This is a genomic window from Nocardiopsis sp. NPDC006198 (assembly GCF_040613895.1).
Taxonomy (GTDB): domain Bacteria; phylum Actinomycetota; class Actinomycetes; order Streptosporangiales; family Streptosporangiaceae; genus Nocardiopsis; species Nocardiopsis tropica.
The window spans coordinates 1-13493 of record NZ_JBEXSY010000053.1 but is presented as its reverse complement, the minus strand read 5'-3'; the positions used below and the strand labels follow the sequence as shown (position 1 = coordinate 13493).

Sequence of the window (13493 nt, the reverse complement as noted above, 5' to 3'; positions counted from 1 at the left end):
TCGGAGAAATCCGGAACCCGCGGCCCGACGGAGGCGTCACACCTCGCGGCGCGCCCCACGGTCTCCGGGCGCGCGACGGAAGGAACCGGGACATGGGCAGCAGCTGGACCGATCACGCGCACAACCGCAGGACCCGGGAGCCGGAGGAGACACCGGACTCCGCCCGCTCCGGGGCGGCGGCCCCCCGGCGCTCCGCCGCCCCGGAGCGGAGCACCGCCGGGGCCCGACGCGAGGCGGAGGGGATCCGCCGCCTCCCGAACCCCTGAGGAGGGGCGCCATGGGACTGTTCTCCAAGCGGGCCAGGCTCCGGAGCGACCCCGCGGGGTTCTTCCAGGGGCCGCTGGCGCACGCCTTCGCCTCCGGGGCGCACATGCCGACGGCGGGGGGCGGGGTGTGGAACGCCGTCCACTCGTCGTGCTCCTGCTGCGACGCCGAGGACGAGCGGGCCAAGCTCCGGGACTCCTGGGGCATCACCGACACCGCCGGGTGGGACGGCGCGCTGCGCCGCCTGACCGACGACCACCGCCCCGCCTCGGACGTGACGGTCCTGCTGGACCTGCGCAACCGGGCGATGGCCCGCGCGCCCGGGCACCCCTTCGACGCGGGCGTGTGGCCGGACCTGATCGCCCACTGGTGCCGGGCCCGCGGCGCGGCCCACCGGGTCTACGAGGAGATGGTCCTGGAGGCCGCCCGGATCTGGGAGTACGAGGAGCGCATGGTCGAGGACGGGGTCCTCCCCAGGGGCGTGCCGGTGCGGACCGTGCGCGCCTACGACTTCGGCCGCGCGGTCAACCTCGCCCGGTGGGGCGTCAACGCCGGGTACGCCGACGAGCGGGCCGCGCACGGGCACATCCTGCGGGCGGGTGCGCAGTCGATGCGCCACCACGGCTCGTGGCAGGAGATGTCGGCGGGCTTCGTTCTGGGGCGGGCGATGGCCTTCGACGAGGGCTCGTTCGGCCCCTACTACACGGACTCGGTGGCGGCGCACAAGGTCCTGGCCGGTGATCCGGCGAGCCCGTGGCTCAACCTCCCCTGGAGAATGTGACGGGACGGGCGAGGGCGGAGGGCCCGCCCCATGGTCATGGCGGCGTGACGGGGCCGGCGACGAGGAGCCGCATCTCCAGCGGCAGGTCGAGGATCTCGCGCGTGGTGAGCCCGGCGGAGCACAGCAGTTCCTCGTAGCCGCGCTCGGTCCGCTCGGCCCCCGGGGTCATCACCATCATGTGCACGTCCAGGACCAGCGACAGCCAGGGACGGCCCTCGTCGGGCAGGATGCGTTCGGCGACGAGCACCCTGCCGCCGGGGGCCATGGACCGGCGGCAGTGGCGGAGCAGACCGCGCGCGTCCTCGTCGGACCAGTTGTGCAGCACCCGGCTGAGCAGGTAGACGTCGGCGCCCTCGGGGACCCCTTCCCGGAAGTCGGCCTCGACCAGGTCGCACCGTCCGGCGTCCGCGAACGCCCCGAGGCGCTCGCGGGCCGCGGCGAGCGCGGCCGGACGCTCCACCAGGACGCCGTGCGCGCCGGGGGCGGCGGCCAGGACCGCGGCGAGGAGCTCGCCGTCCCCTCCCCCGAGGTCGACGACCGTGCGCACCCCGCCGAAGTCGTACACGTCGGGGATCCGCGTGGAGAACCGGCCGCCCGCGGCCATGCCCGCGGTGTAGAGCTCCGCGTCCCGGGGGTGCCGTTCCAGGTACGAGAAGACGTCGGTGCCGTGGGCCTCGCCGAAGGCAGTCCGCCCCGTGCGGACGGCGTCGGCCAGGTGCTCCCACGAATCGCCGAACATGTCGCTGTCGTAGAGCAGGGCGAGTTCGGCCATCCCGGAGGGGTGGCCCCGGCGCAGGTGGGAGCCGACCCGGGTGGGCTCGTGGCGACCGTCTCGCTCGCGGACCACGCCCACGGCGGCCAGCAGCCGCAGCAGGCGGTCCAGCCGGTCCGGGTGCAGGCCGAGCCCCTGGGCCAGGGAGCCGGTGTCGGCGGGGCCCTCGCCGAGGCGGTCCAGGACCCCCAGCTCGACGGCGGTGGCGACCGCCCTGGACACCCACGCCCCCGTCATCAGCCGGATCACCTCGCGTTCGGCGGATTCCCCGTCGCGCACCGTGTTCCCTCCTCACAGCCAGCCGTTGCGTCGGAACACAACGTAGAGGGTGAGGCTGGAGAGCGCCATCAGAAGGAGGGACAGAGGCCAGCTGAACATCCACTCGAACCCGGACCCGGGCGGGATGTTCATGCCGTACGCGGAGGCGATGAGGGTGGGCACGACCAGGATGCCGCCCCAGGACGAGACCTTCTTCATGGCCTCGTTCTGGGCCTGGTCGATGAGGGCGCTGTTGACGGACATGATGTTCTGGAGGATCTGGCGGAACCCCTCGGCGTGCTCGCGCACGGCGCTGACGTGGTCGGCGACGTCGCGGAGGAGGTTGTGCAGCGTACCCCGGGCCTCGGCGGGGGCGTGGGGCGGTCCCGGGTCGGCCTCCTCGGGGCGCTCCAGGAGCGTCATGAGGTCGGTCATGACGACGTCGAGCGGGTCGACCGCGCGGTGCAGGACGATGACCTGGCGGGCGAGCCGGTAGGTGCGGCGCGAGGCCTCCGGGTCGCTGTCGAGGACCTGGGTCTCGACCTCGTCGATGTCGTCCTGGATGTCGAAGACGACGGGCGCGTAGGCGTCCACGACCCTGTCGAGCACCGCGAGGACGACGGCCAGGGAACCGTGGGCGAGGACCCGAGGCTCGGCCTCCAGTCGGCCCCGGACGGCCTCGACGTCCACCTGACCCCGGTGGCGGATGGTGATGACGAAGCCGCGGCCCCCGAAGAGGTGGAGCTCGCCGACCCGGACGGCCTCCCGCTCCCGGTCGTAGTGCGCCGGTCGCAGCACGACGAACAGGACATCGCCGTAGGTCTCGACCTTGGGCCGCTGGTGGGCGACGATGGCGTCCTCCAGGGCGAGCCTGGGAAGGGAGAAGTGCCGGGCGGTGTCGGTGAGCTGCTCCTGGTCGGGCTCGTCCATGCTGATCCAGGCCATGAGCCCGCTGTCGCGGGCGAGGGCCAGGCGGGCCTCCTCGACGGAGTCGGCCTCGCGCTCCCGGCGCCCGTCGCGGTAGAGGACGGCGCGGACGGCCCCGGGCGAGTCCCGGGCCGGCAGCCGGGCGGCCTCGTGGCCCAGGGCCATCACGCGTTCGGGCGAGGAGTCGTGCATGGGCTTCCCTCCCGGGCGGTGGGTACTGTGCCCGATCCTGGCGGGGCGCGGGGGCCGGGGCGCGCCGACACGCCACGCCCGGGCGAACCGGGAGCGGTCAGCCCTCCAGGCCGGAGGCGCGGACGGTGATGTTGAGCCGTCCGGTCAGCCCGAGAGAGGGCGGGGCGGTTCCCGGCCGGGTGCGCGGAACGCCGTGGTAGGCCATGCGGGAGGGGCCGCCGAAGACGAAGAGGTCGCCGCTGCGCAGTTCGACGTCGGTGTAGGGGCGGGTGCGGGTCTCGGTGTTGCCGAAGCGGAAGACGCAGGTGTCGCCGAGGCTGAGGGAGACGACGGGTTCGCGGGAGAGCTCGTCCCTGTCCTGGTGCATGCCCATGCGGGCGTCGGCGTCGTAGAAGTTGACCAGCGCCACGTCGTAGGGGTCGGCGCCGGGCCCGGGCGGGGCGCCGTAGGCGGCCCCGACCGCGCGGGCGGCCAGGTCGGCGAGGACCGCCGGGAAGGGCTGGACGGGGGTGCCGTCGGGGAGGGTGCGGGAGTAGGAGTAGGGCTGCCAGTGCCATCCGAGCCCGACCATCTGAACGCTCATCACCCCTCCGCGGGGCATCGGGTGCCGGCGCATCCCGGCGGGGCCTCGGGCCCAGTCGCGGCAGCGGCGGACCAGGTCGGCCTGGGCGTCCCCGTCCAGCCATCCGGGCAGGTGCACGGCGCCGGGGGCCACCTCCACCGGCGGGGAGCCGAACAACGCGTCGCTCATACCCCCATCGTCCCCGCGCGGGGCCCCGGCGCCAACCGCGGCTCACCCCGGGTCGGCCGCCCGGCCCTCTCCCGGGGGCCCGGCGGTGTGCCTCTCGGAGGGGCGGGGCGGCCGTCCCGACACGGGAGGAGCCTGCACACTCTCCCCAGCTGGTGGCCGGTTCCGGCAAGGAGGTGTCGCCGAGGAGGTTTCCTTGGAATCATCTGCTCCTGTCCAGCCCTACCCCCTCCAGGAAGCGGTGCCATGGCCATCCCCCTCCACCACGGTGATCCCACCCGCATCGGCCCCTACCGGATCCATGGACGCCTCGGAGGCGGCGGCATGGGCCAGGTGTTCCTGGGACGTTCCCCGGGCAGCCGCCTGGTCGCCGTGAAGGTCGTGCGCCCCGAACTGGCCCAGGACCCGGACTTCCGACGCCGCTTCGCCGACGAGGTGCGGGCCGCCCGGAAGGTGGGCGGGTTCTACACCGCCCACATCGTGGACGCCGACACCGGGGCCGACCCGCCCTGGATGGTTACCGCCTACATCGCCGGCCCCTCCCTGCAGCAGGCCGTCGACCAGCACGGACCGCTCCCGCCCGAGTCGGTGGCGGTACTCGGTGCGGGCCTGGCCGAAGGGCTGATGGCGGTCCACGCCCAAAGGCTGGTGCACCGCGACCTCAAACCCGGCAACGTCCTCCTGGCGGGGGACGGACCGAGGCTGATCGACTTCGGCATCGCCCGTGCCACGGATTCGCTCACCTACACAGCGGCCCAGCCGGTGATCGGCACCGTCGGGTACATGTCTCCCGAACAGGCCGGAGGTAGCGAGGTCGCCCCGCCCAGCGACGTGTTCGCCCTGGGCTGCGTACTGGCCTTCGCCGCCACCGGCCGCAATCCCTTCGGATCCGGGCCTGTTCACGCGGTGCTCTACCGCATCGTGCACGAGGAGCCGGACCTGTCCCGCCTTCACGGCCCCCTGGGCGGGTTGGTGGCCTCCTGCCTGGCCAAGTCCCCCTCGGCCCGCCCCGGCTTGGAGAAGGTACTGAGTGCCCTGGCCGGGGAGACGCCGTCGGCCCGGCCCCGCACCGGCGGTGAATGGCTGCCCCAGGGCCTCACCGAGATCATCACCCGGCACACGGGCACGGCTGCGACCCTGGCCGCGACGACGAGGGATCCGGAGACCGACCTGGCCGGATCTCAGGTGCGGCGCCTCCCGTCCCGGTCCGATCCGGGCGGTGGACAACCGGACAAGGGCGGCCTGGTGATCGGGAACCTGGGTCCCGGGCCGTTGGAGGTCCTGGCAGACGGCTCCGTCCTGGGCTCGGTCGCGCCGAGCGGAAGCGCCCGCTTCTCCCTGGCCGCGGGGCAGCACTCGGTCCAGGTGCGGGCAGCCGGTCACGAGAGCGCCGTGCGCCGGGTCGACTTGCGGATCGGAACCACCTCCAGGATGCTCTTCGACGTCTTCCACGGGCGCGGACCCGTGCCCGAACCTGTCCAGCACGTGTCCTTCCACGGCCGGAGGGGATGGGACGCGGTCACATCCGGCCTGGGAGTGGCATTCATGGGGGCGTGCATCGTCGCGCTGCTCGTGATGGTGCCCCTCGAGTTGACCGGGCAGTTCGACAGGCCGGGATGGCCACCGCCGCTCGCGTGGGTCCTTCTCCCGACCGCAGCGGCCGGACTGGGGCTCGGCATCGCCACGTGGCTTCGAACTCCCCCCGACGTCCTCCTCACCCTGGACTCCCGGGGTGTGACCCTTGCATCGGACAACGGCAAGGCGAAGAAGGTCGGGTGGGAGGACATCGATCAGGTCAGCGTGATCGGCGACGGGCCCAGAGCCGATATCGTCCTCTGGCCGGCCGAGGCCGGCCTCGGCCTGCGCGGGAGGCACGTCCAGGGAGGTGTCTCCGTGTACCAGGCCAAGCACATCGGTGGACACGGTGAGGGGAGGCTCGAACGGCTGCGGGCCGCCCTGCGCTGGTTCGCCGGCGATACCTACGTCGAACAGTCGCCCTGAGGGGAGCGCAGCACGGCGACGGCGGTGGATCATCGACCTACCCGCGCCCCGCCCCCGCGGCGGGGGGCCGCGGGGACGGGAGGGTCAGCGGCGCAGGAGTTCGCGGATGTTGACCACGAGCAGGAGCACCACGATGACCGCGATGGGGACGGCGATCGCGATCCGCCAGTCGGCGATGAACGCGGCCACGATCCCGACGGCGATCCCGATCACGAAGGCCGCGATCGCCAGACCGGTGAGGTACTGGATGAACTTGCGGCGGGCGACCGAGTCGACGGCGGCGAAGGCCACCACGACCCCGAGCATCGCGTAGAGCGTGAACTGCCCGTCCAGCAGGAACATGGGCAGGGCCAGGGACACCAGCAGGAGCGGGGTGCTCAGGGCCACCCACAGGTGCAGGAAGCGGGTGGTGCGCTGCTGTCCGGAGGAGTACGGCAGGTGCGGGGCCTTGAGGTGCCCGGTCGGCGTGGGCACCAGGGGCGTCTCGGAGGCCAGGGCCCGGAGGTGGGTGTCCCGTTCGTCCGCGGTCAGCACGCGCTTCTCGTAGACCTGGGCCAGCTCCTCCTCCAGGGCCTCGATCTGCTCGGTGTACTCGCGGGCGCGCGGCCGGGAGTGCGCCTCCCGGGACAGGGCCATGCGGGCGGAGTCGAGCTGGCGCAGCTCGTGGCGGCGGCGCAGGACGTCGGCGTCCATCTCGCGCAGGCGCTCGTCCAGGACGCCCACGTGGGAGCGGAGCTCGGCGCGGGCGGCGGCCTCGGTAGGCGCCACCTTCTGGAGGCCGACCCAGGCCAGCGGGTCCGCCCACGAGCGGCGGATGGTGCCGTCGCGCTCGTAGCGGGGGCCGCTGGGCGCGCGCTCCCCGTCGAAGAAGTCGCGGGTGTCGCGCCCCCACAGGCCGCGGAAGCCCTTCAGCCAGGGGGTGTCGTCGTCGATCAGGACGGCGTACCACTCGCGGTCGCCGCCGGGGCCGAGGCGTTCGCCGTCGCCGCGCGCGTAGTCGACGAAGGGGACGCCGATGCCGTGGCGGTTGATCGCGCTGTCCGCGCGGAAGACGCGGTGCGCGATCCACTGCCAGACGCGGATGATGCCGCGCAGGAAGGAGGGGTCCACCTGGATGAGGTAGTCGCCGGGGAGCATCTGGTGGGAGTGCGATCCCGCGCCGACGTAGACCATCGGGTGGTCGCCGTCCCGGTGCAGGTCGGGGTCGTTCCAGCTGCGCCTCAGGTCGTCGCCGTGGTACTCGTGCGAGGAGGCGCCGACCCAGACGGGGCGCGTGGTGCCGTCGGGGTTCTCGACGGCGTAGACGGTGACGCGCTCCCAGTCGGCCTCGTGGTCGTTGACCCCGCCGTAGATGGTCCGCCAGTCGTTCATCGCGTAGAAGAACCAGTACTGGAGGATGATGTAGCCGCCCTCGCGGCTCACCCGGCCGTAGTAGGTGGCGCCGCCGTTGTCGACGCGCTCCCGGTACCGGGTCACCGCCGCGAAGGTGACGCCGCCGGGGACGGCGCCCCGGATGAGCAGGGAGAGCTTCATGAGGATGTCGAGGACCCGGCCCAGGACGCCGACGGCGGCGAGGCGGCCGCTCTTGGGGATGACCGAGCGGGCGACGCCCTTGTAGCGCCGGGCCTCCTCGCGCAGGGTCTCCTCCTGGACGAAGCGGAGGTGCTTGTGGCGCTCGGGCCACTCCTCCTCGGCCTGGGACAGACGGTCGAGAGTCAGCTCACCCGCGGGGACCAGGACGCGTTCGCGTCCGCCGGGCTCCTCGATCCACAGGCTGCAGTTGCGTACGTAGGCGTCCACGTCGGTGGGGAAGAAGAGTTCCCCCTTCGTGCACATGAGCACGGGTTCGTGGGCGCGCAGGAGTTCGAGATCAGATTTCGCGGCCATGATCGCACCAAGCTAGTGCATTCGGACTGTCCGATACGCGAGGGGAAATCCCAGCTCAGGACCGGTTCCCATACACTACGTGACGGTATGTCCTGCTCAGGCCCCCTACGGCGTCGTGACGCCCGCCGGTTTCCGCCTGAATCCCACCGCTTTCCCACCTCAGAAGTGTTGCGGATCACAGTTTCCGAACGCGGAGAGCTCCCTCCCATGGGACCCACCGTTTACTCCCGCCCGGTCGGACGGTCGGTCGGGCCGGCGACCGGGTGGACACGGCGTCTGGGTAGCGGCCGCGGCTACCGGGCCTCGGCCGCCAGCAGCGCGCGCCACTCGTCGGAGGGGAAGGAGAGGGTTCCCGCATCGCGGTTCTGCGTGTCGCGGACGTCCGCCCCGATCCCGGAGAGACGAGCCTCCACACAGTTGGAGGATGCACCGCTGTAGGACGACTTGATCCACTGGTCGCCGGTCACGGCATCAACCCCCGAAGCTTCTCCGTGCTGGCCATAGGAGGCAATGCTAGTGCGTAGGCGTCACGGACGAGCTCGCGCACCCTGGGAAGAATGGCGTCCCCGTAGACGGCATCGCCGTCCAAGTGATCGGACATGGCCACCTCCCGCCCGTCTCCCAACCGAAAAAGGGCGAAAGGTCCAGGAATTCCGAGCAGAAGCGTTCCTTCTGGAAGAAGGTGGATCCTTACGTGTTCCGGCAACGACAACAGGTGATCGATCTGATCTGCGCGAACCGCAGTGGGAACACCGGTCAAGGCCATGGTCGGAAACACCGCGCAGACATCAGCGGACAACTGACTCAACCGTTCCGAGCGGATCCGGGCGAGCCGTTCGATGTCCTTGACCTTTCTGCCCGCACGGTAGATCAGTTCCGCGTACGCCGGACACCAGAGCAACCCGGGAACGACCACGGTGGAAACCAGGTCGATTCGGGTCGCCGCTCCCTCCAAATGGTTGCCGTCCCTCAAGAACGGAGGGAGGTCATCCCTGACCTCCTCCTTCCATGCCGCAAGGACGGCGCCGTTCGCCTCCAGGGCTTGATCCAGGGCGTCCACCGCCCCCCGCGTCGGATTCGTCTTTCCGGAGAGGTACCGGGACAAGGACGCCTGAGAGACACGCGAGTGCGAGGACAGCACGGCCTGCGTCATCCCGCTGAGCTGGAGGTGGCGGCGGAGCACATCGGGGAAGTGAGGGGGCTTCACAGGAATCATTGTGCAACGCCTTCCATCCGTGTGTCCGGCGTATCCCGAAACTCGTCGATCAGTGGAGCAACCTGACCGGCAGAGGCCACTTTGAAGGCATGGAACAAGCACGCAAGTCGAACAAAGAAGCCACGGCGTTCGCTGCCCCGCAGCCGGCGGTGAACCACCGGTACGACCTGGAGGAGATCCTCGCCACCGGGCCCGACTTCTACCTGTTCACCGGGGAGGCCGCCCTGGCCCTGGGGGTCGGGGTCTCCACGGTCAGGCGCTGGTCGGACCGCGGACACCTCGTCTGCGCGAGGAACCCGCGCGGTGTGCGGTTCTTCCGCGCCGGAGACGTCTTCGCACTCCGGGAGGAGCGGACCGGCGGCCATCGGTGAGCACGGCAGGCCCAGGGGGCCGCCGCCCGGACGGGCGGTGGCCCTACGGCGTTCCCGGGGTTCAGGCGGCCCGGTCGGACTCGCGGGACCCGGGCGCCTCCGCCTGCTCCGCCTCCGGGGTCCCGCGACCGGCCGGGAGCACGGGCACGTCCCGGCCCTCGGCGGGAGGCCCCGCCGACGGCCCGGGGACGCCCTCACCCGCCCGGCTCCGGCGCACGGCCTCCGGGCCCGGCACGGCGGGCCGGTCGCTCCGGTCTCCCCGGGCCGCACCCACTCCGGCGACCACCACCAGCGCCATGCCCACGACCTGCACGGCCACGGGCGCCTGGCCGATGACGACCAGGCCCATCACCAGGCTGACCGCGGGCTCCAGGCTGGAGAAGGTGCTGTAGGCGGTCCGGCCCATCCGCTGGAGCGCGACCATCTCCAGCAGGAACGGCACCATCGGGAAGAGCAGCGCGATCACCAGCGTGAACAGGATCAGGTCCACGTCCGGGGCGGCGAAGACGGCGGGCGCCCCGAAGGGTGCGCTGACCAGCGATCCCACCGTCATGGCCAGCGCCAGGCCGTGGACGGCCCCGAAGCCTGCGCCCACCCTCTGGGTCAGCACGATGTAGGCGACCACGCAGACCGCTCCCGCCAGGGCGAAGCCGACCCCGGCCAGGTCGAGGTCCCCCCGCCAGGGCCGGGTGAGGCAGAGGACGCCGAGCACGGCCGCGGCGATCCACACGAGTTCGCGCCGGCGGCGCATGGCGGCCACGGCCACGACGAGGGTGCCGAGGAACTCGATCGAGGTGGCGGCGCCGAGCTCGATCCGCGCCGTCGCCTCGGAGTAGAACAGCATCATCCCCGCGCTCGCCGTGCCCAGGATCACCACGGCCCCCAGTTCGCGCGGCGTCGCCGCGCGCACGGCGCGCCACAGGGAGCGACCGCCGAGGGCCAGCAGCAGGACCGCCGCCCACGTCAGCCTGAGCCAGGTGACGGTGGCGGGACTGGCGTGCGCGAACGCGGTGACGGCCAGGGCGCTGCCGGTGTGCAGGGTGAACATGCCGATGAGCAGCATGACCGGCGCCGGGACCTGGAAGCGGGCACGGCGCAGCGAGGACACGAATGAGGGGATCACCCGACCATTGGATCCGAGAGGTTCGTTTCTGTCCACGGACCGATGGTTGATGGACCGTGTAGTTTCGGTGGATGGATTTCACCCGGTTGGGTCTGCTCGTGGAACTGGAGCGCCTGGGCACGATGGCCGCAGTGTCCGAGGTCACAGGCATGAGCACGTCGGCGGTCTCCAAACACTTCGCCGTCCTGGAGAAGGAGGCCGGCGTCCCCCTCCTGGCGCCCGACGGCCGCCGCGTGCGCCTCACGCCGGCGGGGCGGCGGCTCGCGGAGCACGCGGTGGACATCCTGGCGCGGGTGGAGGCGGCCCGGGCCGAGTTCGAGGGCGAGGGCGAACCCGTCGGCCGCGTCGACCTGGTGATGTACACGAGCGCCGCGCCCGTGGTGCTTCCCGCCCTGCGGCGCCTGCGGCAGGACCACCCGGGCATCGAGGTCCAGCTGACCGAGCACGAGTCGGAGCAGGCGCTCACCCTCCTCCAGACCGGGGGCGCCGACCTGGGGGTCGTTTACCAGTACAGCCTTCTCCCCCGGGATTTCCCGGGAACCCTGACGGTGCGCCCGATCGGCGGCGAGGAGCTGCTCCTGTCCCAGCCGTCCGAGGGCGCGGACAGCCGGACCCTGACCCGGCGGCGGCTGCGGGAGCTGTCCGGGGCGTCGTGGATCGCCAGCCCCTACCGGGGGGACGAGGAGGCGCTGGTGCAGCGGATGTGCGCCGACGCCGGCTTCACGCCGCGCATCGCGCACCGCGTCGACACGCTGGAGCTGTTCGAGGAGCTGGTCGCGGCGGGGCTGGGCATCGGCGTGGTCCCGCGCCTGGCTGCGGTGACCCGCCGCGGCGTGGCGCACGCGCCCCTGGGAGAGCTGGGCGGGGTCAGGGAGGTCTTCCTGGCCGGCCGCACCGGCGGGTGGGCGTGGCGGCCGATCCAGCTGGTGGCGCGGTACCTGCACGAGGCGGCCGGGGAGGTCCTGGACGACGTCCCGCCGCTGCCCGCCTGAGCCCGGGGCGCCCGGGGCAGCGCCCCGGTCAGCCCGCGATGGCGAAGGGGCCCACGGACGGCACCGGGACCTTGCTGGCGGCCTCCCGGACGGCGGTGAGCAGGGGCTCGGGGGACGAGCCGGCCCGGGACAGGGCGACGATGTGCCGGCGCGCCGTCTCGCGCACGCCCCGCACGACGATCTGCGGCGCGTGCAGCCCCGTCCAGGCCAGCCGCGGCATCAGGGCGATGCCCAGGCCGGCCTGCACCAGGGAGAAGACGGCGCTGAAGTCGTCGACGGTGTGCACCACGCGCGGCTGGAAGCCCGCCTGGTTGGCCGCGCCGGACACGCACTCGTGCCAGGCCGTGCCGGGCGCGGACATGATCCAGTCCTGGTCGGACAGGTCCTCGGCCAGGTGGAGGCTGGTGCGGGCGGCCAGCGGGTGCTGGTACGGCAGGATCGCGTCGAGCAGTTCCACCATGACGGGGTCGACCCGGAAGTCGGGGTCGCCCGAGGCGGGCAGGTGCCGGGTGGACATGGTCAGGGCCACGTCCAGTCGCCCGGAGCGCACCATCTCGGCGCTCTCCTCGGGCTCGGCCTGGACGACCTCGAAGGACCACTCCGGGTGGCTGGTGCGCAGGCGCGCGAGGGCCGGGGCCACGAGGTCGCTGATCCCCGTGGAGAAGGAGCCGACGCGGATGACGCCGCGGTCGCCCTGCGCGTACTCGGCGAGGTCGGCGGTGGCCCGCTCCATCTCCGCGAAGATGACGTGCGCGCGCCGGAGCAGCACCCGCGCGGCGCCGGTGAGCAGGAAGCGGCGGCCCTGGCGTTCGACGAGGGGGACCCCGGCCTCCTTGGCCAGGACGGCGAGCTGCTGGGAGACCGCCGACGGGGTGACGTTGAGCGCCTCCGCCGTCGCCGCCACCGTGCGGTGGTGTTCGAGTGCCTGGAGGAGCTGCAACCGCCGAACGTCGATCATGCGATCCAACTTATGACAGTACGAACAGGTTTCCGTGTGGTTTCCGTCCCGTTGCCCCAGCTCGGAAGGTGATTCCGTGCACACTGCCGAAGCGTGGCCCAACACCGGGCGAATCCTGGGTTTACCAAGGAAAGAATCGAACTAATTCTCATAGTGCGATCTCGTGCATCTCTTTTTTTCGTGTCACGCCCGCTCGGGTCGATACCGGCACGTACAGTCGGAGCACAGCTCAACCATGGGTCTCCACCTTGGGGACCCCGGGGGATCAGCACCCAATGCTGGTGGGAACGGGTGAGAAGAACATGCAAACTTCGCTGATGACCAAACCTCGTACGACCGACGTCGGTCTCCTCAGCTTCCGCTACCTGGGCGCGCACGAGGTGGAGGAGCTCGCGGACCTGTGGGGCGCCCTCCACCAGCAGCACACCCTGAGCGCCTCGCACCTGTCGGACATCATCAGCGCCACGAGCCTGGACGAGTCCTGGCGGCGCCGCCGCGCCCAGTACCTGGCCTGGCTGTCGGACCCCGACACCATGGCGATCCTCGCCGAGAGCGGCGAGGACCTGGCAGGGTACGCGATGGTCACCATCCGCGAGAGCGCGCAGGGCAGCTGGGACCGCGGGACGCGGGTCGCGGTCGTGCAGACGTTCGCGATCGACCCGGAGTACGACTCCAGCGGGGTCGGGTCGAAGCTGCTGGAGGAGGTGCGCCGCCAGCTCGCCTCCATGGGCATCCGCGACATCGAGTTCTCCGCGCTGGCCACCGCGTCCGAGGACATCAGCTTCCTGGAGCGGGAGGGCTTCCGCCCCTTCGTGACGACCATGGTCTGCCGCGTGGACGGCTTCGGCGCCCACGACTGAGCCTCCTCTCCCCCGACGCCCACCGCGGACGCGTCCGGGCCCGCCCCCGAGGCGTCGGTCGGCGCCGCGGCCAGCAGCAGCGTCTACCGGGGCCTGGTCACCGCGGCCGGCGCCGTGTTCCTCGCCTGCGTCGCGGGCGCGGC

At 72.2% G+C, this 13493-nt stretch carries 14 protein-coding genes; 6 read left to right on the top strand and 8 right to left on the bottom strand.

Annotation, left to right across the window (positions count from 1 at the left end; genetic code table 11):
* Positions 1–92: 92 nt before the first annotated feature.
* Complete coding sequence (locus tag ABZ234_RS26400; RefSeq protein WP_355013814.1) at positions 93–266, top strand: hypothetical protein; 174 nt, start codon at positions 93–95, stop codon at positions 264–266.
* Positions 267–277: 11 nt separating this feature from the next.
* Positions 278–1045 carry a DUF1266 domain-containing protein gene (locus ABZ234_RS26395; protein WP_267949466.1) on the top strand — a complete coding sequence of 256 codons (768 nt, stop codon included), beginning with the start codon at positions 278–280 and terminating at the stop codon, positions 1043–1045.
* 34 nt (positions 1046–1079) lie between these two features.
* Here the strand turns inward: ABZ234_RS26395 and ABZ234_RS26390 are convergent, their stop codons facing one another.
* The 3 genes from ABZ234_RS26390 to ABZ234_RS26380 form a co-directional block, all read right to left on the bottom strand.
* Positions 1080–2054: a methyltransferase gene (locus ABZ234_RS26390; RefSeq protein WP_355013836.1), complete on the bottom strand. Its 975-nt coding sequence runs from the start codon at positions 2052–2054 to the stop codon at positions 1080–1082.
* 54 nt (positions 2055–2108) lie between these two features.
* Positions 2109–3194: a magnesium and cobalt transport protein CorA gene (locus tag ABZ234_RS26385; RefSeq protein ID WP_355013813.1), complete on the bottom strand. Its 1086-nt coding sequence runs from the start codon at positions 3192–3194 to the stop codon at positions 2109–2111.
* A gap of 97 nt (positions 3195–3291) precedes the next feature.
* On the bottom strand, positions 3292–3945 hold the full coding sequence (locus tag ABZ234_RS26380; protein WP_355013812.1) for an alpha-ketoglutarate-dependent dioxygenase AlkB: 654 nt from the start codon (positions 3943–3945) through the stop codon (positions 3292–3294).
* Positions 3946–4188: 243 nt separating this feature from the next.
* Here ABZ234_RS26380 and ABZ234_RS26375 point away from each other — a divergent pair, with 243 nt between their 5' ends.
* Complete coding sequence (locus ABZ234_RS26375) at positions 4189–5943, top strand: serine/threonine-protein kinase (protein ID WP_355013811.1); 1755 nt, start codon at positions 4189–4191, stop codon at positions 5941–5943.
* Positions 5944–6027: 84 nt separating this feature from the next.
* On the opposite strand, the gene ABZ234_RS26370 is transcribed toward ABZ234_RS26375, so the two are convergent.
* The 3 genes from ABZ234_RS26370 to ABZ234_RS26360 all read right to left on the bottom strand — a co-directional run bounded on the left by ABZ234_RS26370 (position 6028) and on the right by ABZ234_RS26360 (position 9037).
* Positions 6028–7830, bottom strand: a complete 1803-nt coding sequence (locus tag ABZ234_RS26370) for a hypothetical protein (RefSeq protein WP_344178652.1) — start codon at positions 7828–7830, stop codon at positions 6028–6030.
* A gap of 293 nt (positions 7831–8123) precedes the next feature.
* Entirely contained in the window at positions 8124–8297 is a 174-nt protein-coding gene (locus ABZ234_RS26365; RefSeq protein WP_355013810.1) for a DUF397 domain-containing protein, read from the bottom strand.
* Positions 8294–9037: a helix-turn-helix transcriptional regulator gene (locus ABZ234_RS26360; protein WP_355013809.1), complete on the bottom strand. Its 744-nt coding sequence runs from the start codon at positions 9035–9037 to the stop codon at positions 8294–8296. Before ABZ234_RS26360 ends, ABZ234_RS26365 begins: the two co-directional genes overlap by 4 nt.
* A 98-nt stretch (positions 9038–9135) precedes the next feature.
* On the opposite strand from ABZ234_RS26360, the gene ABZ234_RS26355 reads away from it, so the two are divergent.
* The gene (locus ABZ234_RS26355; protein ID WP_355013808.1) at positions 9136–9417 is read left to right on the top strand and encodes a helix-turn-helix domain-containing protein; all 282 of its coding nucleotides are present in this window, start codon (positions 9136–9138) and stop codon (positions 9415–9417) included.
* 61 nt (positions 9418–9478) lie between these two features.
* On the opposite strand, the gene ABZ234_RS26350 is transcribed toward ABZ234_RS26355, so the two are convergent.
* A complete protein-coding gene (locus ABZ234_RS26350; protein WP_355013807.1) occupies positions 9479–10540 on the bottom strand; it encodes an EamA family transporter in 1062 nt (353 codons plus the stop codon).
* A 71-nt stretch (positions 10541–10611) separates the two neighbouring features.
* On the opposite strand from ABZ234_RS26350, the gene ABZ234_RS26345 reads away from it, so the two are divergent.
* On the top strand, positions 10612–11532 hold the full coding sequence (locus ABZ234_RS26345) for a LysR family transcriptional regulator (RefSeq protein WP_330158001.1): 921 nt from the start codon (positions 10612–10614) through the stop codon (positions 11530–11532).
* A gap of 28 nt (positions 11533–11560) precedes the next feature.
* Here the strand turns inward: ABZ234_RS26345 and ABZ234_RS26340 are convergent, their stop codons facing one another.
* Positions 11561–12490 (bottom strand): LysR family transcriptional regulator, encoded by a 930-nt coding sequence (locus ABZ234_RS26340; RefSeq protein WP_267949457.1) that lies wholly within the window; start codon positions 12488–12490, stop codon positions 11561–11563.
* Positions 12491–12807: 317 nt separating this feature from the next.
* Here ABZ234_RS26340 and ABZ234_RS26335 point away from each other — a divergent pair, with 317 nt between their 5' ends.
* Positions 12808–13350, top strand: a complete 543-nt coding sequence (locus ABZ234_RS26335; protein ID WP_267949456.1) for a GNAT family N-acetyltransferase — start codon at positions 12808–12810, stop codon at positions 13348–13350.
* Positions 13351–13493 lie beyond the last annotated feature (143 nt).

Coding starts and splice junctions, on each gene's coding strand:
- ABZ234_RS26390 (WP_355013836.1), bottom strand. CDS start 2,054: ATGACGGGGGCGTGGGTGTCCAGGGCGGTCGCCACCGCCGTCGAGCTG.
- ABZ234_RS26335 (WP_267949456.1), top strand. CDS start 12,808: ATGACCAAACCTCGTACGACCGACGTCGGTCTCCTCAGCTTCCGCTAC.
- ABZ234_RS26385 (WP_355013813.1), bottom strand. CDS start 3,194: ATGCACGACTCCTCGCCCGAACGCGTGATGGCCCTGGGCCACGAGGCC.
- ABZ234_RS26375 (WP_355013811.1), top strand. CDS start 4,189: ATGGCCATCCCCCTCCACCACGGTGATCCCACCCGCATCGGCCCCTAC.
- ABZ234_RS26400 (WP_355013814.1), top strand. CDS start 93: ATGGGCAGCAGCTGGACCGATCACGCGCACAACCGCAGGACCCGGGAG.
- ABZ234_RS26380 (WP_355013812.1), bottom strand. CDS start 3,945: ATGAGCGACGCGTTGTTCGGCTCCCCGCCGGTGGAGGTGGCCCCCGGC.
- ABZ234_RS26395 (WP_267949466.1), top strand. CDS start 278: ATGGGACTGTTCTCCAAGCGGGCCAGGCTCCGGAGCGACCCCGCGGGG.
- ABZ234_RS26355 (WP_355013808.1), top strand. CDS start 9,136: ATGGAACAAGCACGCAAGTCGAACAAAGAAGCCACGGCGTTCGCTGCC.
- ABZ234_RS26345 (WP_330158001.1), top strand. CDS start 10,612: ATGGATTTCACCCGGTTGGGTCTGCTCGTGGAACTGGAGCGCCTGGGC.
- ABZ234_RS26370 (WP_344178652.1), bottom strand. CDS start 7,830: ATGGCCGCGAAATCTGATCTCGAACTCCTGCGCGCCCACGAACCCGTG.
- ABZ234_RS26340 (WP_267949457.1), bottom strand. CDS start 12,490: ATGATCGACGTTCGGCGGTTGCAGCTCCTCCAGGCACTCGAACACCAC.